The following is a 17756-nucleotide window of genomic DNA, read 5'->3' on the forward strand; positions in this document are numbered from 1 at the left end:
AGCGTCGCCATCTACACGACACGCGCTAGCTTCGTAATCAATACAGTCAAATCGCCCCGATCGCGAGTCCAAATGGGCCAACCACCGTCTCAGGGCTGTAGGTTGCAGTCAGCGACTCTGCGAGGAGGAACGTGACCGAACACACCGAGGCGCCCGCGGTCGGCATGGGCGGGATCCGTGACGTGGTGAGCGTCCGGCTGCCGGCAACGAGTGCTTATCTGTCCGTGCTGCGTACGGCGACAGCCGCACTTGCCGTACGGCTGGACTTCACGCTGGACGAGATCGAGGATCTACGGATCGCGGTCGATGAGGCGTGTGCGATGCTGCTGACCCAGGCCGTCCCCGGCACCGATCTGACCGCCGAGTTCGAACTCACCGGGCAGTTGATGAAGGTGCGGGTCGAGGTCAGCACGGTGGGAAGCACCCCCCCGAAGCGCGACGATTTCGCGTGGATGGTGCTCACCGCCCTGGCTGATGATGTGGATGCCGTAACCGACTCCCCCGACCGTATGGCGATCGTCCTCCGCAAGCGCCGAGGCGCGGCGAGGCCGGCGTGACGGAAAGGACTCGTGCCATGGCCGCCAGCGACCACGCGGTGCCCGACCGGGTGCGTGCGCGCCTGCTCTTCGCAGAGCTGGTGGAGTTGACCTCCGACGACCCCCGGCGCCAGCGCATCCGTGACGAGCTCGTCGAGCTCCACCTGCCCCTCGTCGAATATCTCGCCCGCCGGTTCCGCAACCGGGGCGAGTGGCTGGACGACCTCACACAGGTCGCGACCATCGGTCTGATCAAGTCGATCGACCGTTTCGATCTCGGCCGCGGCGTGGAGTTCTCCACCTACGCCACCCCGACGATCGTCGGCGAGATCAAACGTCACTTCCGTGACAAGGGCTGGGCGGTCCGTGTGCCGCGCCGGCTGCAGGAGCTGAAGCTCTCGCTCACCAAGGCGATCAGCGAGCTTTCCCAGCGGGAGGGACGCGCGCCGACCGTGGCCGAGCTGGCCACGTTCCTGAAGATGAGCGAGGAGGAGGTGCTCGAAGGGCTGGAGTCGGCCAACGCCTACTCCACGGTCTCCCTCGACGCGCCCGACTCCGGCGACGACGACGCGCCGGCGGTGGCCGACTCCCTCGGCATCGTGGACGACTCCCTGGAGGGCGTCGAGTACCGCGAGTCGCTCAAGCCCCTGCTGGAGCGGCTGCCTCCGCGCGAGAAGCGAATCCTGCTGCTGCGTTTCTTCGGCAACATGACACAGTCCCAGATCGCCACCGAGCTCGGCATCTCGCAGATGCACGTGTCCCGGCTGCTCGCCAGGACACTCGCCCAGCTCCGCGAGGGCCTGACCGTGGACGACTAGGGCCTGCCTGCGAGGATCGGTCAGGTGGTGCCTCGTATAAGGCGGCGGAGGGAACCGCGGTGTGCCGCAGTGACCTGTGACAACGTGGCGAGGCCCCGTCTGACCGGCCCCGGTGGGCACGTGCCTAGTCCTGGTCCCCGTAGAGGGCGTGCGTCGTCGGCGGAGACAGTAGCGTGACCAGTCCGATCACCACCAGGGTGATCAGCGAGATGCCGATCACCAGTTGGTCGGACTGGATCAGCGTGACCGAGATCGGGATGGCGAAGATCTGCGTCAGCACGCCCGGACTCCGGGCCCACCGCTCGGTGAGGATCATGCCCCATCCGACCCAGAGCAGGGCCGCGCCGATGATGATCCCGGACACCGCGACGGCGATCGAGGTCATCAGGTCGGACGGCCGGCCGATCACGGTCTCCACGCCGACGTAGCCGCCGAGGAGCAGAGCGGTGGCACCTTCCACCGCCATGACGGCGGCGGCGACGGTGAGGGTCATCGGACGGTTCGACACGGTGTCAACCCTATCGCCGGGGGGCGCCACACCGTTCTTTGCCGTCTCGGCTCAGGTCTTGACGGAAGATCGGGTTTCGACGGAAGTTCGGGTTCCGGCGGATACGCTGAGATTATGCGCGCGATGCTCCTGGTGAATCCGAAGGCGACGACGACCAACCAGCGGACCAGGGATGTGCTCATCAGGGCGCTGAGCGCGACGATGAACCTGACCGTCGAGGAGACCGGCTACCGGGGACACGCGACACAGCTCTCCCGCAAGGCCCACGCCTCCGGTTACGACGTGCTGGCCGTACTGGGCGGTGACGGCACCATCAACGAGGCAGTGAACGGGTTGCTCGACCCGGTGGACGGAAAGGGCGGCGACGAGGGCAGTTCGGTCGACCGGCCGGCACTGCTGGCCATTCCCGGCGGCAGCGCCAACGTCTTCGTCAGGGCCCTCGGCCTGCCGAACAGCCCGGTCGAGGCGGTGGGGGCGATCCTGGAGGCGATCCGTGACGGCCGGCAGCGGATCGTCGGCCTCGGTCAGGCGATCTGGGATGACCAGACTAGATATTTCACGTTCTGTAGTGGCCTGGGGTACGACGCCGAGGTGGTCAGGGCGGTCGAGGGGATACGAGGCACCGGCCGCAAGGCCACGCCCGCGCGCTATGTGAACACCGCGTTACACCACTACCTGTCGACGGACAAGCGTCACCCCGCGATGACCGTCGAGGGGCCGGAGGTGCCGCCGACCGGCGGCGTCTACATGGCCGTCGTCTCCAACACCTCCCCCTGGACGTACATCGGCCCGCGGCCGGTCTCACCGACCCCGTGGGCGAGCTTCGAGACCGGCCTTGACCTGCTGGGCCTGCAGCGCCTGGGCCTGCCGAGCATGCTCCAGCTGATACCTCAGATCATCGGCGCCCGCGACACTCTGCCCACCGGCCGTCATCTGGTGCAGCTCCACGACGAGCGAGAGTTCACGCTGAGTGCCGGGCGGCCCGTGGCGTTTCAGCTGGACGGGGACTACCTGGGGGAGGTTGAGAGGATAACGTTCCGCTCTATCCCTAACGCGTTACGAGTCTTGGTCTAACCCGTTACATCCCGTCATTGTGTGACGCATCCGACATCCATTTCAGGCAAAACCTTCTTCCAAACCTCTTGCGTGTACTGAGCGTGGCTGACAATCTCGAGATTGACGTCGGAACGTAGGACCTTTGAGCGGCACCCCGCTCCCAGGCCATCGGCGATCAAGCGGACGCGCCCCGAGCCGAACCACGGACCGGGGAGTTGTTCGCGCTGGTTAGTGAAACTCTTCACAAAGTGAGCCGTTGGAGCGCGTAAGGGCTCCTCTTTACTAAGGAGTGGACGCATGGACTGGCGCCACCGAGCTGCCTGCCGTGACGTGGACCCCGAGCTGTTCTTCCCGATCGGCAACACCGGCCCCGCCCTGATGCAGATCGAAGAAGCGAAGCAGGTCTGCCGTACTTGCACCATCAGTGAAGCATGCCTGAAGTGGGCGCTGGAGTCCGGGCAGGACGCCGGTGTCTGGGGCGGCCTGAGCGAGGACGAGCGACGCGCCTTCAAGCGCCGTACGGCCCGAGCCCGCGCCCGCAGTAGCGTTTGATTGCGTTTAACTGCGACGCTAACGCGCCGCGGTTCGGCCGCGTGCCGATGGCGACGCTGGCGCGTCGCGGTTCGGCCACTCAGACCCGGCTTCTTCCCTCGTCGTTCATCCGCTTCGCGCTGTGTCAATGGCGACGCTGGCGCGTCGCGGTTCGGCCGCTCAGACCCGGCTTCTTCCCTCGTCGTTCATCCGCTTCGCTCCTTCACTCCTCAGTCCAGTCCCCGGCGCGGCCTCACAGGCACTCCTCAGTCCAGTCGTCGGCGCGGCCTCACGGGCACTCCTCAGTCCAGTCGCCGGCGCGGCCTCACGGGTAGTCCCTTGGGGTAGGGCATGGGCACGTCCCCAAGGTGGCATCTGACCGGTCACCGGTGTGGCGTTGTGGTGAAGCGCTCTGACCTGGTTTCCTACCTCTTCGTTTGTTCCGTTTCGCGTTGCGTCAACGGCGACGCCACGCGTTGCGGTAAGGATGTTCCGCTCCTTGGTCCGGTCGACGATACGGCCTCGCTGTGAGGTTTCGATCTGACGCGGTTTCCCTGCCCCGCCGCTCAGGCCGCGGGGAGGGGGATGCTCAGGCTCACCTCGGTGCCGCCGCCCTGTCGCGGTTCGATGGCCAGCCGTCCGGACAACTCACCCACCACCAGGGTCCGTACGATCTGCAATCCCAGACTGGTGGTCTGGTCCAGGTCGAAGTCCTCCGGCAGCCCGCTGCCGTTGTCGGACACGATCACGTCCAACCGCTCGGCCCCGCGCGACACGATCACCTGGAGCTTACCCTGACGCTGTGCCAGCCCGTGCTGGACCGCGTTCTGCAGCAACTCCGTGAGGACCATCGCCAGCGGCGTCGCGATCTCCGAGCGCAGCACCCCGAAGCTCCCCACCCGGCGCGGCACGACCTGCGTCTCCGGGGCCGCGACCTCTCCCGTCATCGCGATCACCCTGTCGGCGATGTCGTCGAAGTCCACCTGCTCCTCGGGCGTGTGGGAGAGCGTCTCGTGCACGATCGCGATCGACCCGACCCTGCGTACCGCCTCCTCCAGCGCCTCCCTGCCCTCCGGCAGCCGCAGCCGCCTGGCCTGGAGCCGCAGCAGCGCGGCCACCGTCTGCAGGTTGTTCTTCACCCGGTGGTGGATCTCCCTGATGGTGGCGTCCTTGGTCATCAGCTCTCGCTCGCGGCGGCGCAGCTCGGTCACATCCCTGATGAGCACCAGAGCGCCGATCCTTCCGCCACCGACGATCAGCGGGATCGCCCGCAACTGCACCACGGTGCCCCCCGACTCCACCTCCGTCTCCCTGGGCTCTCGCCCGCTCGCGACGATCATCAGGTTCTCGTTGATGGGCTCATCGGAGTAACAGAGCGTGGCGGTCGTACGGCCCAGCTCCGCACCGACCAGGTCGGCGGTGAGGCCCAGCCGCCGGTAGGCCGACAGCGCGTTCGGCGAGGCGTACGTGACACGGCCCGCCCGGTCGAGCCGGAGCAGCCCGTCGCCCACCCGCGGGGAGCGGACCAGGATCGGCTCCGCACCGGAGAACGGGAAACGGCCCTCGGCCACCATCTGGGCCAGGTCGGAGGCGCTCTGCAGGTACGTCAGCTCCAGCCTGGAGGGGGTCCGCGCGGAGGACAGGTTCGTCGAGCGCTGGATGACGCCCAGGAAGTGGTCGGCCCGCCGCACGGGAATGGTCTCCTCGCGCACCGGCACCCCGCTCGACCAGTCCGGATCGCCCTCGCGGCAGATACGCCGCTCGTTCCAGGCGGTCTCCAGCAGCGGCCGTTCGCCCTTCGCCGCGATCATGCCCACGATGTCGTCGTGATAGACGGTCGGCCCGGTGGTGGGCCGCATCTGCGCGATCGCGACCCAGCCGGAGCCGTCCTTCAGCGGGATCCACAAGATCAGGTCGGCAAAGGACAGGTCCGCGAGGAGCTGCCAGTCGGAGACCAGCGAGTGCATCCACTCAAGGTCCGCATCGTCGAGCGCGGTGTGACGAACCGCCAGGTCGCTTAGAGTCGGCACTCGTGCATCATGCGTTCTTTCCAGGCCCGAACGCGAATCGGGTGAGTCCTGCTGAAAAGATGCCGCTTATGGAGCAGATCCCTGATCCGCTGGCCCGGTTCCGTACGGCGGCGGCCACGAGGGACGCCGCGGGGCTGCGGCGGACCCTGCGCGCCCGCACACCGGACGACGACGGCCTCGTCGATCTGGCCTCCAACGACTACCTCGGCCTGGCCAGGGACGAGCGGCTGGCCGAGGCGGCCGTGGCGGCGACACGCACCTGGGGTACCGGCTCCACGGGTTCCCGCCTGGTCACCGGCTCCACGGCCCTGCACGCGCGCCTGGAGGCACGACTGTGCGCCTTCACCGGCGCGGAGGGCGCCCTGGTGTTCTCCTCCGGCTACCTGGCCAACCTGGCCGCCGTCGCGGCTCTGGGCAGGGGCGCCCTGGTGGTCTCCGAGGCGGGCAACCACGCGTCGATAGTGGACGCCTGCCGGCTGTCGCGCTCGCGGGTCGTGGTCACCCCGCACCGGGACGTCGCCGCTGTGGAGAGGGCACTGGCCTGCCGGGACGAGGAGCACGCGATCGTGGTCACGGACGCGGTCTTCTCCGTGGACGGCGATCTGGCCCCGCTCGCGGAACTGCACGCGGCGACGGTGCGGCAGGGGGCGCTGCTGGTCGTCGACGAGGCCCACGCGATCGGGGTCATCGGGCCGCGCGGACAGGGCGCTGTGCACGCCGCGGGGCTGGCGGCCGAGCCGGGAATTGTGAGAACGATCACACTGTCCAAGTCCCTGGGGGCCCAGGGCGGAGCCGTACTGGGCGCGTCCGAGGTCATCCAAACCCTTGTGGACACGGGCCGGCCGTTCATCTTCGACACCGGGCTGGCACCCGGCAGTGTGGCCGCGGCACTCGCCGCTGTCGATATCCTTCACCATCAGCCCGAACTGCCCGGACGCGTGCGAACCATGGCGAGGAAGCTGGCCGCTATGGCCCGCGATCTCGGCCTGGAGAGCGGCGATCCGGCGGGTGCGGTCGTCCCCGTCGTGCTCGGCCCACCCGAGATCGCACTTCGGGCCGCCCTCATCTGTGCGGAACACGGGGTGCGCGCCGGATGCTTCCGGCCGCCCTCGGTGCCGGTCGGCCGCTCTTGCCTGCGGTTGACGGCACGGGCCAATCTGAGTTCCGACGATCTAGCGGTGATCAGGGGTGCACTCACCGCCGTGGCCGAGATGAAGGTGACCATGTGAGCGACGACTCCCCGAGAATCCCGAAATACTACGACGTCAAGCGCAGCCTGCTCACCCTCACCAAGAGCCTGCCCGCGGGCAGCGCCCTGCCCCCCGAGCGAGCCCTCGCGGTCCGCTTCGAGACGTCGCGCACCACGGTGCGCCAGGCCCTGTCCGAGCTCGTGGTCGAGGGTCGCCTGGTGCGCATCCAGGGCAAGGGGACGTTCGTCGCACAGCCCAAGGTCGCCCAGGTCCTCCAGCTGACCTCCTACACCGGGGATCTGCGGACCGTCGGCCTCGAACCCGACACCAAGATCCTTGACATCAGCTACGTCACCGCCGACGAGCAGCTGGCCCGCCGCCTGGCCATCAACGCCGGCGGCCGCGTGCTGCGCATCCACCGGCTACGCCTGGCCAGCGGCGAGCCGATGTCGATCGACACCACCCACCTGTCGGCCCGGCGTTTCCCCCGCCTGCGACGGGAGCTGGAGATGCACTCCTCGCTGTACGAGACGCTGTACAACGCGTACAACGTGCGACTGACCGACGCCGAGGAGATCATCGAGACCGTGCTGGCCACCCCGTACGACGCGCAGGTGCTCGGCGTCGACGCGGGCCTGCCGCTGCTCCTGCTCACCAGGCACGCCTTCGACGCGGACGGCAACCCGGTCGAGTGGGCCCAGTCCCTGTACCGGGGCGACCGCTACAAGTTCGTCACCCGCCTGCGCCGCCCCTGACCCACCTAAGCTGGGACGGGTGAGCATTCTCGTGGTCACCGGGACCGACACCGGGGTGGGAAAGACCGTCGTCACCGCGGCGGTGGCCTCGCTCGCCAGGGAGCGGGGCTCCTCCGTGGCCGTGGTGAAACCCGCGCAGACCGGGGTGTCGGACACCGAACCCGGCGACGTGGACGACGTCATCCGGCTGTCCGGGGTACGGACGACCTTCGAGTCGGCCAGGTACCCCGCCGCGCTGTCCCCCGCGGCGGCGGCGCGCCTGGCCGGTCTGCCGCCGGTCTCCCTCGCCCGGGTGGCGGACCGGGTCGGCGAGCTGGCCGACTCACACCGACTGGTGATCGTCGAGGGGGCGGGCGGGCTCCTCGTCCGCTTCGACGAGGAGGGCGCGACCCTGGCCGACCTGGCCAGGGCGCTCTCGGCGCCGGTGCTCCTGGTGACCAGGGCCGGGCTGGGCACGCTCAACCACACCGCGCTGACGCTGGAGGCGATGGCCCACCGAGGGCTGGAGCCAGCCGGGGTGGTGATCGGCTCCTGGCCGGTCGCGCCCGGTCTCGCCGAGCGGAGCAACGTCGCGGATCTGGAGATGCTGGCCGCCCGGCCGCTGGCGGGCGCCCTTCCCGAGGGCGCCGGGCTGCTGGAGCGCGACGCCTTCGCCCGCGCCGCCCACTCCGGGCTGGGACCGGCGCTGGGCGGTGGTTTCGACCCCGCCGCCTTCCGTACCACCCTTAGGCTTTCCCCGTAGCCACGACCGCGGATCCGAACCGCTCGACGTCCTCCCCGGTGGAAGCCGGGAATCCCGCCCCTTCCCGGGGCCGCACCCGGGATCTCCACGCTGGAGGTATTTGATGAGCGACATCCTCGAGATCGCCAGGACGCAGGTGCTGGCGGAAGGCCGTGGTCTCGACGCCGCGCAGGCCCTGCGCTGCCTGGAGTTGCCGGACGACCGCCTGGCCGAGCTGCTGGCCCTGGCCCACGAGGTGCGGATGAAGTGGTGTGGTCCCGAGGTGGAGGTCGAGGGGATCGTCTCCCTCAAGACCGGCGGCTGCCCCGAGGACTGCCACTTCTGCTCGCAGTCGGGGCAGTTCTCCTCCCCGGTCCGCTCCCTCTGGCTGGACATCCCCTCTCTGGTCGAGGCCGCCAGGGAGACCGCCGCGACCGGGGCGACCGAGTTCTGCATCGTGGCCGCCGTACGGGGGCCCGACCAGCGCCTGATGGACCAGGTCCGCCAGGGCGTGAAGGCGATCCGCGAGGCGGTCGACATCAACGTCGCGTGCTCGCTGGGCATGCTCACCCAGGCACAGGTCGACGAGCTGGCCGAGATGGGCGTGCACCGCTACAACCACAACCTGGAGACCGCGAGGTCGCACTTCGGGAAGGTCGTCACCACCCACACCTGGGAGGAGCGCTGGGACACCTGCCTGATGGTGCGCGAGGCCGGCATGGAACTGTGCTGCGGCGGCATCGTGGGCATGGGCGAGACGCGGGAGCAGCGGGCCGAGTTCGCCGGGCAACTGGGCGAGCTGGCGCCCGACGAGGTCCCGCTGAACTTCCTCAACCCGCGCCCCGGCACGCCCTTCGAGTCCTTCCCGCTGCTGGAGGGGTCCGAGGCGCTCCGGACGATCGCCACCTTCAGGCTCGCGCTGCCCCGCACGATCCTGCGCTACGCGGGCGGTCGCGAGCTGACCCTGGGCGACCTGGGCACCCGCGACGGCATGCTCGGCGGCATCAACGCGATCATCGTGGGGAACTACCTGACCACCCTGGGCCGCGCGGCCGAGGCCGACCTCGGCCTGCTGGCGGACCTGAAGATGCCCATCAAGGCGCTCTCCGACACGCTCTGAGCCTCCCGCCGACGAATGCCGGTCCCTTATCTCCAGCCGGATGCCATATGTGCTGCCCGCATTAGGCGAGGGGATCTGGGCAGGGAGAACAATCCCTGTTCGGCTAAGTGACTGACTGGTAGGTTGCGCGATATGGAGTCTCCGAAGCACGCAGGTGACATCGCGGTCGCCATCTCCAAGGCATACGGCATCGAGACCATGTTCACCCTGTCCGGTGGACATGTCTTCCCGCTCTACGACGGCGCGGTCCACGAGGGGATGCCCATCCTGGACGTCCGCCACGAGCAGAGCGCGGTCTTCGCCGCCGAGGCGACCGCGCGGCTCACCCGTAAACCCGGGCTGGCCGTGCTCACCGCGGGACCCGGCATCACCAACGGCGTCAGCGGAGTGGCCACCGCGCACTTCAACGGCTCGCCCGTCGTGGTCATGGGAGGCCGTGCCCCCCAGTCCCGGTGGGGTTCGGGCGCGCTGCAGGAGATCGACCACCCGCCGCTGTTCGCACCGATCACCAAGCTGGCCTTCACCGGCTCGGGCGCCGACTCCGTCGCGCAGGACGTGGAGATGGCCTTCCGCACCGCCCTCGCCCCGCACCGCGGTCCCGTCTTTCTCGACTTCCACATGGACCACCTCTTCTCGGCCGCGCCTGCGCTCGAAGAGGCCCCCGAGACGCTGACCCCGTCGCCGCTGGAGCCCGACCCCGACGCGCTGGCCGCGATCGCCCGCCTGATCGCCGAGGCCCAGCGTCCGGTGCTGGTGCTCGGCTCCGACGTGTGGATGGACCGCGCCGAGGAGGTCGCCAGGAGCTTCGCCGAGGAATACCGCCTGCCGGTCATCCCCAACGGCCAGGGCCGCGGCATCCTGCCCGCCGGCCACGAACTGCTGGTCACCCGGGCCAGGGGAACGGCGTTCTCCCAGGCCGACCTGGTGATCGTGGCCGGCACCCCGATCGACTTCCGCCTCGGCTACGGCTGGTTCGGCGGCAAGGACGGCACCCCGCTCGCCAAGGTCGTGCACCTGGCCGACGCGCCGTCGCAGCTGACCACGCACATGGAGCCCGCGGGCACCGCCGCCGGTGACCTCTCGCTGCTGTTCTGGGGGCTTGGCACGGCCTGTGCCGAAGCGGGCGTGTCCCCCAAGGCCTACGCGCCCTGGGTGACCCGGCTCTCCGAGGCGGCCTCGGCCGCCATCGCCGCCGACGCCGCCCTGCTCGAGTCCGCGGCCGACCCGATCCACCCGATGCGGATCTACGGCGAGCTGGGCAAGCTCCTCGCCGACGACGCCGTGGTGATCGGCGACGGCGGTGACTTCGTCTCGTACGCGGGCAAGTACGTCGAGCCGAAGCAGCCGGGAAACTGGCTCGACCCGGGCCCGTACGGCTGCCTGGGCACGGGCCTGGGTTACGCCATCGCCGCCAGGGTGGCCCGTCCCTCCTCGCAGGTGGTGCTGCTGCTCGGCGACGGTGCGGCCGGCTTCTCGCTGATGGACGTCGACACGCTCGTGCGGCACCGCCTGCCGGTCGTGATGATCTGCGGCAACAACGGCATGTGGGGCCTGGAGAAGCACCCCATGCAGATGCTCTACGGCTACGACGTGGCCGCGGACCTCCAGCCGCAGTGCCGCTACGACCAGGTGGTGACCGCCCTCGGCGGTGGCGGTGAGCTCGTCACCGACCCCTCGCAGATCGGCCCGGCCCTGCGCCGCGCGTTCGACTCCGGTGTGCCCTACATGGTCAACATCGCCACCGACCCCTCGGTGGCCTACCCCCGCCAGACCACGGGCATCTAGGCCCTGCTCGACGGATGCCGGTCTCGTCGGCCTGTCGCCGACGAGACCCGCCACCGCGTTGGCCGGATCTTCCGCTCCCCGGAGAGGGACGTCTGGCTAGGTAGCTGGCGTGGGGGGCGGTGTGGGGGTCGGTGGGCACTTCTCACTGATCACCACGATCTCCACCGGCTTGCTGGAATCCCACATGACATCCGGCGCGGGGTCCTGCTGGACCACTTTCAAGCACTGTGAGTGATCGATGTCGGCGCTCTCACTGACCTTCGCCTTCAGGCCCGCCGCCTTGAGCTGTGCCACGGCCGCCGTTGGCGTCAGACCCACGACGTTCGGCACCTTCCTCTTCTGCACCGGCGTCGGGGTCGGCGTCGGTGTGGGCGTCGGCGTCGGTGTGGGCGTCGGCGTCGGTGTGGGGGTCGGCGTGGGGGTGGAGGTCGGGGCGGAGGGCTCCATCGATGGCGGACAGCCATCATCGGCCACCACGATCTCCACCGGCTTTCTTGGATCCCACATGACCCGGGCGACGGGATCCTGCTGAACGACCTTCGCGCACTCCGAGACGCCCGCGTCTGCGTTCCCGAAAATCGTCGCCTTCAGACCCGCCTTCCTCAGGTAGGCTCTGGCCGCCTCCGGTGTCAGGCCCGTCACGTTGGGCACCCGCCGCTTCGGCGGCGGCTTCACGGTGGGCGTCAGCGATTCGGCCACGCTGGGCGTCGACTGGGTGTTCATGTTTTCCTGCGGCACCCTGGAGGCCGCCAGCCCGTTGATCGCCACCGCGACGAGACCAACGCATATCACGCCCGCCGTGGCGGACATGGCCACCAGTCCACCCTTACGCCGTGGCTTCTTCACGGCGCGGGAGCCACGCCCACCGGGGATGGCTTCGGTGGGCTGCGCAGAACCCGGGGCCACGGGCGACTCGGTCCCCTGCCAGTCACCCACCGGCCCATGCCCTGGCTGAGGTGTGGAGGAGCCCTGCCAGCCCGTCTGAGGTCCAGCGGATGCCTGTTCCTGCCAGCCGGTCTCGACCGGTGACTGCTGCGGACCCGCCTCGGCGTCCTGCGGGAAGATCGATTGCCTCGCAGCGGCGCTCATGGCCATGGCGCTGGGGAAGCGCCGGGCCGGATCCTTGGCGAGGGAGCGCTCCACAAGCGCCCGGATCGCGGGCGGGACGTCCGGCGGCAGCGGCGGCGGCGCCTCGCGGATGTGCTTGAGCGCGATGGTGACCGGCGTGTCACCGTCGAACGGGCGCTGCCCGGCCAGGCACTCGTACGCCACCACGCCCAGCGCGTAGATGTCCACGGCGGGCGTGACGGGTGCGCCCTCCGCCTGCTCCGGCGCGCAGTAGGCGGCGGTGCCGAGCACCATGCCCGCGTCCGTCAGCCGGCTGGCGGTGTCGGATCTGGCGATGCCGAAGTCGGTGAGCACCAGGGTGCCGTCCGAGCGCACCAGCAGGTTGCCCGGCTTGATGTCCCGGTGGACGATGCCCTGGTCGTGGACCGCCTGCAGCGCCGAAGCCGCCTGGGAGATGAGGTCCATCGCGGCCCCGGGGGCGATACGTCGCAGCCGCCCGAGCAGGCGGTCGAGCGGCTCGCCGTCGACGAACTTCATCACCAGGTACGCCGTAGCCCCCGCGCCGGGTACCTCGTGAACCCCGTAGTCGTACACGTCGACGACCCCGGGATGGTTGATCGTCGCCATCGCCCTGGCCTCGCCCTGGAAGCGAACCAGGAAGCCCGGATCGTCGGTACGGCCCGGGAGCAGCACCTTGACGGCGACGGTGCGGGCCAGGACCATGTCCTCGCCCTTCCACACCTCGCCCATACCGCCGGCGCCGATGCGGGTATCCAGGCGATACCGCCCCGCCAGCGTCGTGCCTTGGGCCACCATTACTCCCCCGTAACCCTCTCCACTCCTACGCCAGGGCTCTCCAACAAAGCGGATTCGCATCGCGGCACCATCACGGCGCTGTAACGAAACCCTGCATGCCGTATGGCTCGCAAACAAGACGCGTGCCGTAGCATCGCACAAACCCCGGCAATTTTGGGCGTACTTGTACACCTTGCAGGCCCTTGCGCCCGGGACAACTCGGGCGTCATACCCGAAACAGCCGGCCCGGGTACCGCAACGGCAACCCACAGCACATCAGCAAAGTCCGTAAAACCCTACAAGACTACGCAGATAAGACGTAAGTCGGGGCGAAAGCGACCCATCTCCACCGAACCGCATTCGGGTGAAAAAGCCGGCACATGGTGCTCACCATCAGCCGCTTGTCACACCGTGCTCGGCGCAGCGCGCGGACCAGCCACCGGGGGTCACCTGCACCACCATCCGGCGGCGGCAGCGGGCACAGTAACGGGGCGGCTCCATCACGCGCGCGGCCCGGCACCCGGCGTGGTCGGCCTCGCCCTCCGGGCGGCCGCAGTGGTCGCAGTACGGGGTCACGGGACCAGAGCCTATGCTGGCGCGCATGACGCTCGCTCCCGGTCTGCAGGCACGGCTTCTCACCATGGTGGAGAAGGAGGACACCGCGACGAAGGTCGGCAGCGGGGACGTCCCCGTGCTGGCCACCCCCCGCGTGCTGGCCCTCGCGGAACAGGCGACCCTCCAGGCGGTCGCTGGAGCTCTGGCCCCCGGCCAGACCTCCGTGGGCACACGGGTCTCTCTGGAGCACCTGGCGGCCAGCCCGATCGGCACGCACATCGAGGTCGCCGTCGAACTCACCGAGGTCGACGGCCGCCGCCTGGTCTTCGGCTTCACCGCCCGCGATCGGAAGTCCGTCGTCGCGAGCGGAACCATCGAGCGCGTCGTCGTCGACCGCGAGCGCTTCCTCGCGCGCCTCACTCCCGGGAGCGGAACTACTCGATGACGGCGATCAGGTCGCCCTCCTGGATGACGTCGCCCTCGGCGACCTGCAACTTGGCGATCACGCCGTCGTCCTCGGTGAGGACCGGGATCTCCATCTTCATCGACTCAAGAATGAGCAGGGTGTCGCCGTCCTCTACGGTGTCCCCCTCGGCCACGAGGACCTTCCAGACATTCGCCACCATCTCAGCGCGGATCTCAGCCACCGGAAACTCCCATCGTTCAACGTTCTTCAACTGTGCCAGACAGAGCTGATCACGCTCGCATGCGAGATACCAGTCCTGTGTCGTACTTTCCGTCGACGGACTCCGGCCGTTCCAGCAGCTCCAGGCAGAACGGCAGGTTGTTGCCCGCCACGGCCTCGCGGGCGCGCCCCGGCGCCTCGGCATGCGTCCGCCCGTACCCGCGCAGCTTGGCCATGAGCGGATCGTAGAACGGCGTGACCGTGTTCCCCAACGCGTACCCGGAGTCGACCCGGGCCCCCTCGCCCGGCGGCTCCTTCGGTGACGAACGGCAGGTCGGCGTCCGCCTCGAAGTACACCGCGACGGCACGCACCCCCATGTGCCGAACCGTGCGGATGATCCGTCGTGCGATTTCGCCACAGTTGGCGATCAGAACGGACTCGAACACGTTGGTGGGTTCCTTTCGACCGCTCCACCCTACGGCTGGGCATTCCGCGCAACCGTTCGCCCGAAACCACCGATCGCGGCAACGCGAACCGTAGGAACCCCGCAGATGTGAGCAGGCGGAAACCGCAGGGAACCGGCGTTCAACTGTAGGGGAACCCTAAAGCCGATGAATCGGGGCCAGCCTGTCGATAACTCTGGCCATCGCCTCGACGACCGTCGGATCGTACTCCTTGCCCGCGCCGAGCCGGAGACGCTCCAGCGCGGCGCCTGCCCGATCGCGGTCACTGGAACCACCCACGAGATCGTCGTAGGCGTTGGCCGCCTTGATGATGCGACTGGCCGTGGGCGGCGTCTCGGCGCAGGTGTCACACTGACGACGGACGATCTCGGCCACCCGGTCCAGCACCCCGGTCTGCTTGATCACCTCCGCGCCCAGCTCGGCGATGCGCCGCGCCTGCTCGGGGTCGGTGAGAACCGTGGCACCGCCGGGAATCGGGTCGCGCAGCGACAGCTGACCGATGTCGTGCATGAGCGCGGCGTATTCGAGCTCCAGCAACTCGGGCTCGGCCGTGCCGAGCTCCCGCCCGACCGCCACCGCCAGGCGGCTCACCCGGCGGGAATGCCCCGGCTCGACATAGCCGCCGACCTCGGTGACCCGCGACAACGCTCGTACGGTCTGCAGATAGGTGGCCCTGATCCCGGCGTACTTGCGGAAGGCGACCTGGGTGACCAGCAGCGGCGCCGCGAAGACCAGCAGCGCGGCCATGTCCATGCTGTGCGAGGCGAGCGCGAGCAGGATGCCCGAGGCCGCGACGGCGACCCCCAACGGCGCGGCCATCCACAGCTCGTCGTGAACGGCCACCTTGAAGGCGGCACGCACCTGCTCGGCCCGGAGCGCGGCGGCCAGCAGCACGTCCGCCACCACCATGAGCAGGATGAACAGGGCCATCACTCCGAGCGCGGGCCACCAGCCGCTCTCATCGCCCCTGGCCAGGTCGAACAGCGGGCCTGCCAGCGGCCGGTAGGCCAGTGCGAGCAGGGCGCCGGTGAGCAGCCTGCGCGCCATCGCGTCCAGGCGGGGTGGGCGGCCCACCGCGAGGTGCGGCAGCGCCCCGGCGACCATGCCGACCGAGAGCACCGCGACGACCTGGAGCGCCGAGTGTCGGGTGGGAACACCACCCATGTCCAGTAGAAGCGTGTAACCGAGCGCGGCCGCCGCGCCGATCGGCGCCACCTCCCTGTTGCCGGGCATGGTCAGCCTGGCCAGTTCCCCCGCCGCGATCAACGCGCCGAAGGCGACGGCGATCTGGGGATCGAGCAGCCCGGTCGCGGCCGTGTGGGCCACCCCGGCCACCGCCAGCAGGCCCGCCGCGCAGATCAGCAGCAGCTGACCCGAGTCGAGCGCCTGGAAAGCCCGGTTGGCGCCGGATCCGTTCATCGCTCGGACACCACCTGAATGGGCATGGTCGGGTCGTCGTGGTCCTTCGTGGTGGTCTCCGCCACGTCGGCCAGGGGCGTGACGACGGTGCGCGGCGGCTCCCAGCCGTCACGGTCGACCGCCTTGATGAACGCCACGACCATCACCGGGTCGAACTGGGTGCCGGCGCCCTTGCGCAGCTCGGTCATGGCCACCTCGCGCGGACGGGCGTTGCGGTAGGAACGGTCCGAGGTCATCGAGTCGAAGGCGTCGGCCACCGCGATGATCCTGGCGAACTCCGGGATCTCGTCCCCCGCCAGCCCCATCGGGTAGCCCTTGCCGTCCTGCCGCTCGTGATGGTGCATGATCCCGGCGAACGCCTCGTCCAGGAAGTCGATGCCGCGCACGATCTCCAGCCCGCGCATCGGATGGAGTTGGATGGCCGCGAACTCCTCCTCGCTGAGCGGGCCGTCCTTCTGCAGCACCTTGGTCGGCACGCCCAGCTTGCCCACGTCGTGGAGCATCCCGGCGTAGCGGATCGCGCGCAACCGCTCGGACCCCATGCCGATCTCCTCAGCGATCATTCCCGCGGCCAGGGAGACGCGGGTGCAGTGGCCGCGCGTGTAGTAGTCCTTGGTCTCCACCGCCTGGCAGAGTGCGGCGATCGTGGCGTCGTAGGAGCGCTGCTGCGCGAGGTACTGGCCGAAGGCCCAGCGGGCCACGAAGAGCGGGAGCAGCACGAGCACCGCGGAGATCGAGTTGACCGTGGCCCACAGCCCCGCGATCAGCAGGCCGAAGGTGGCGTAACCGAAGTAGGAGACCATGAACTGGGCCACGCCCCGCAGCGGCACCTGATCGGCCTGGCCCGTGACCGCCAGCACCAACGCGATCAGGACGAAGTTGAGGGGCACGAAGACGGCCGCCGCGCCCGCGAACGGCACGATGATCTCGTCGAATCCGGCGATGGTGGGCACCTCGGCTCTGCCACCGAGCGCCACGTAGACCCGGCCCGCGACGTAGCCGCAGATGGCGAACTGGGCGCTGTTGAACAGCCGCTTCACCAGCGGCAGGCCGGGCCGCACGCTGAACATGGCCGTCATGCCGACCAGCGCCGCCCCCTCGGGACCGAGCAGCACCACCGCGGCGAGCACGGCGGAGAAGCTGACCGACACCGCCGCCTGCCTGACGCTCAGCAGGGTGGGCACCGACTCGCACACCAGGAACAGCAGGGCAAGCACCATGAGGTTGGACCAGTCGAGCCGATCCAGGCGACCGTCCGCCGCCACGCTGTATCCGAGCAGCACGAAGGCGGCTCCGATGACAAGGATCAGATAGACCTTGGCAAACCACGGCAGTCCACGCAAAGCGGCCACCCTAGGGTTCCAAAGGGCGCGCGTTCAGGTCCAGGAGATCCCGGGGTGGGCCGGGTCGACCGTTTCCTTCAACATGCGCTGCCTCCACGTCGATTTCGCACTCAGGCTACAGAAGCGAGCCAGATCAGGAGGGCGAGACGGCCAATCGCAAGCAAAGCGTAACCGATCAATCACGGACTGCTGGCGACGCTGCGCGTCGCGGTGAGGCCGCTCTTGTCCGGCTCCTTCCCTCGTCGAGGGAGGCCGCTCGTACCTCACGAGTTGCCGGCGACGCCGGCGCGTCGCGGCTCGGCCGCTCTTACCCGGCTCCTTCCCTCGTCGAGGGAGGTCGTTCGTTCCTCGCAACCTCCCTCTCCTCAGTCCAGTCCCCGGCGCGGCCTCACGGCCCGCTCTCCTCAGTCCAGTCCCCGGCGCGGCCTCACGGGGA

At 69.3% G+C, this 17756-nt stretch carries 18 protein-coding genes and 1 pseudogene; 10 read left to right on the plus strand and 9 right to left on the minus strand.

Annotated features, from left to right (window positions below; all coding sequences use genetic code 11):
• The first annotated feature begins 131 nt into the window (after positions 1-131).
• Together ABT130_RS26285 and ABT130_RS26290 are read left to right on the plus strand one after the other, a co-directional pair.
• Positions 132-557 (plus strand): ATP-binding protein, encoded by a 426-nt coding sequence (locus tag ABT130_RS26285; RefSeq protein WP_030924831.1) that lies wholly within the window; start codon positions 132-134, stop codon positions 555-557.
• The gene (locus ABT130_RS26290) at positions 554-1354 is read left to right on the plus strand and encodes an RNA polymerase sigma factor SigF (protein WP_030924834.1); all 801 of its coding nucleotides are present in this window, start codon (positions 554-556) and stop codon (positions 1352-1354) included. The genes ABT130_RS26285 and ABT130_RS26290 overlap by 4 nt, the downstream gene beginning before the upstream one ends.
• 124 nt (positions 1355-1478) lie before the next feature.
• On the opposite strand, the gene ABT130_RS26295 is transcribed toward ABT130_RS26290, so the two are convergent.
• Entirely contained in the window at positions 1479-1862 is a 384-nt protein-coding gene (locus ABT130_RS26295; RefSeq protein ID WP_350959570.1) for a hypothetical protein, read from the minus strand.
• Between the two features lie 114 nt (positions 1863-1976).
• Between ABT130_RS26295 and ABT130_RS26300 the strand changes: the two genes are divergently transcribed.
• Complete coding sequence (locus tag ABT130_RS26300) at positions 1977-2936, plus strand: diacylglycerol/lipid kinase family protein (protein WP_350959572.1); 960 nt, start codon at positions 1977-1979, stop codon at positions 2934-2936.
• Between the two features lie 279 nt (positions 2937-3215).
• Entirely contained in the window at positions 3216-3470 is a 255-nt protein-coding gene (locus ABT130_RS26305; RefSeq protein WP_030924840.1) for a WhiB family transcriptional regulator, read from the plus strand.
• 545 nt (positions 3471-4015) lie between these two features.
• Here the strand turns inward: ABT130_RS26305 and ABT130_RS26310 are convergent.
• Entirely contained in the window at positions 4016-5479 is a 1464-nt protein-coding gene (locus tag ABT130_RS26310) for a histidine kinase N-terminal domain-containing protein (protein ID WP_350914278.1), read from the minus strand.
• A gap of 68 nt (positions 5480-5547) precedes the next feature.
• Here ABT130_RS26310 and ABT130_RS26315 point away from each other — a divergent pair, with 68 nt between their 5' ends.
• The 5 genes from ABT130_RS26315 to ABT130_RS26335 all read left to right on the plus strand — a co-directional run bounded on the left by ABT130_RS26315 (position 5548) and on the right by ABT130_RS26335 (position 11050).
• Positions 5548-6708, plus strand: a complete 1161-nt coding sequence (locus tag ABT130_RS26315) for an 8-amino-7-oxononanoate synthase (RefSeq protein ID WP_350959574.1) — start codon at positions 5548-5550, stop codon at positions 6706-6708.
• Positions 6705-7424, plus strand: a complete 720-nt coding sequence (locus ABT130_RS26320) for a GntR family transcriptional regulator (RefSeq protein ID WP_030924850.1) — start codon at positions 6705-6707, stop codon at positions 7422-7424. The genes ABT130_RS26315 and ABT130_RS26320 overlap by 4 nt, the downstream gene beginning before the upstream one ends.
• A gap of 19 nt (positions 7425-7443) precedes the next feature.
• A complete protein-coding gene (bioD, locus tag ABT130_RS26325) occupies positions 7444-8166 on the plus strand; it encodes a dethiobiotin synthase (RefSeq protein ID WP_350959576.1) in 723 nt (240 codons plus the stop codon).
• A 103-nt stretch (positions 8167-8269) separates the two neighbouring features.
• Positions 8270-9265 carry a biotin synthase BioB gene (bioB, locus tag ABT130_RS26330; RefSeq protein WP_350914270.1) on the plus strand — a complete coding sequence of 332 codons (996 nt, stop codon included), beginning with the start codon at positions 8270-8272 and terminating at the stop codon, positions 9263-9265.
• A gap of 132 nt (positions 9266-9397) precedes the next feature.
• The gene (locus ABT130_RS26335) at positions 9398-11050 is read left to right on the plus strand and encodes an acetolactate synthase (protein ID WP_350959579.1); all 1653 of its coding nucleotides are present in this window, start codon (positions 9398-9400) and stop codon (positions 11048-11050) included.
• Between the two features lie 96 nt (positions 11051-11146).
• On the opposite strand, the gene ABT130_RS26340 is transcribed toward ABT130_RS26335, so the two are convergent.
• Positions 11147-12934, minus strand: a complete 1788-nt coding sequence (locus tag ABT130_RS26340; RefSeq protein ID WP_350959581.1) for a protein kinase domain-containing protein — start codon at positions 12932-12934, stop codon at positions 11147-11149.
• A gap of 372 nt (positions 12935-13306) precedes the next feature.
• A complete protein-coding gene (bsaP, locus tag ABT130_RS26345) occupies positions 13307-13516 on the minus strand; it encodes a biotin synthase auxiliary protein BsaP (protein ID WP_343969275.1) in 210 nt (69 codons plus the stop codon).
• On the opposite strand from bsaP, the gene ABT130_RS26350 reads away from it, so the two are divergent.
• Positions 13515-13913, plus strand: coding sequence for a thioesterase family protein (locus tag ABT130_RS26350; RefSeq protein WP_350914262.1), 399 nt, complete (start codon positions 13515-13517; stop codon positions 13911-13913). The two genes, bsaP and ABT130_RS26350, sit on opposite strands and share 2 nt — an antisense overlap.
• Here the strand turns inward: ABT130_RS26350 and ABT130_RS26355 are convergent.
• The 5 genes and pseudogenes from ABT130_RS26355 to ABT130_RS26375 form a co-directional block, all read right to left on the minus strand.
• Complete coding sequence (locus ABT130_RS26355) at positions 13903-14115, minus strand: biotin/lipoyl-binding carrier protein (protein WP_157594786.1); 213 nt, start codon at positions 14113-14115, stop codon at positions 13903-13905. The two genes, ABT130_RS26350 and ABT130_RS26355, sit on opposite strands and share 11 nt — an antisense overlap.
• Positions 14116-14164: 49 nt before the next feature.
• Positions 14165-14461 (minus strand): hypothetical protein, encoded by a 297-nt coding sequence (locus ABT130_RS26360; RefSeq protein WP_350959584.1) that lies wholly within the window; start codon positions 14459-14461, stop codon positions 14165-14167.
• Positions 14421-14540: pseudogene (locus ABT130_RS47815) on the minus strand (biotin carboxylase N-terminal domain-containing protein); the annotation flags it as partial. The pseudogene ABT130_RS47815 and the gene ABT130_RS26360, both read right to left, overlap by 41 nt.
• A gap of 156 nt (positions 14541-14696) precedes the next feature.
• Complete coding sequence (locus ABT130_RS26370) at positions 14697-15977, minus strand: HD-GYP domain-containing protein (RefSeq protein WP_350959587.1); 1281 nt, start codon at positions 15975-15977, stop codon at positions 14697-14699.
• On the minus strand, positions 15974-17320 hold the full coding sequence (locus tag ABT130_RS26375; protein WP_350959590.1) for an HD-GYP domain-containing protein: 1347 nt from the start codon (positions 17318-17320) through the stop codon (positions 15974-15976). The genes ABT130_RS26370 and ABT130_RS26375 overlap by 4 nt, the downstream gene beginning before the upstream one ends.
• Between the last annotated feature and the right edge of the window lie 436 nt (positions 17321-17756).

The organism is Streptosporangium sp. NPDC001681, from assembly GCF_040298085.1.
In the GTDB taxonomy this organism is placed as follows: Bacteria; Actinomycetota; Actinomycetes; order Streptosporangiales; family Streptosporangiaceae; genus Streptosporangium.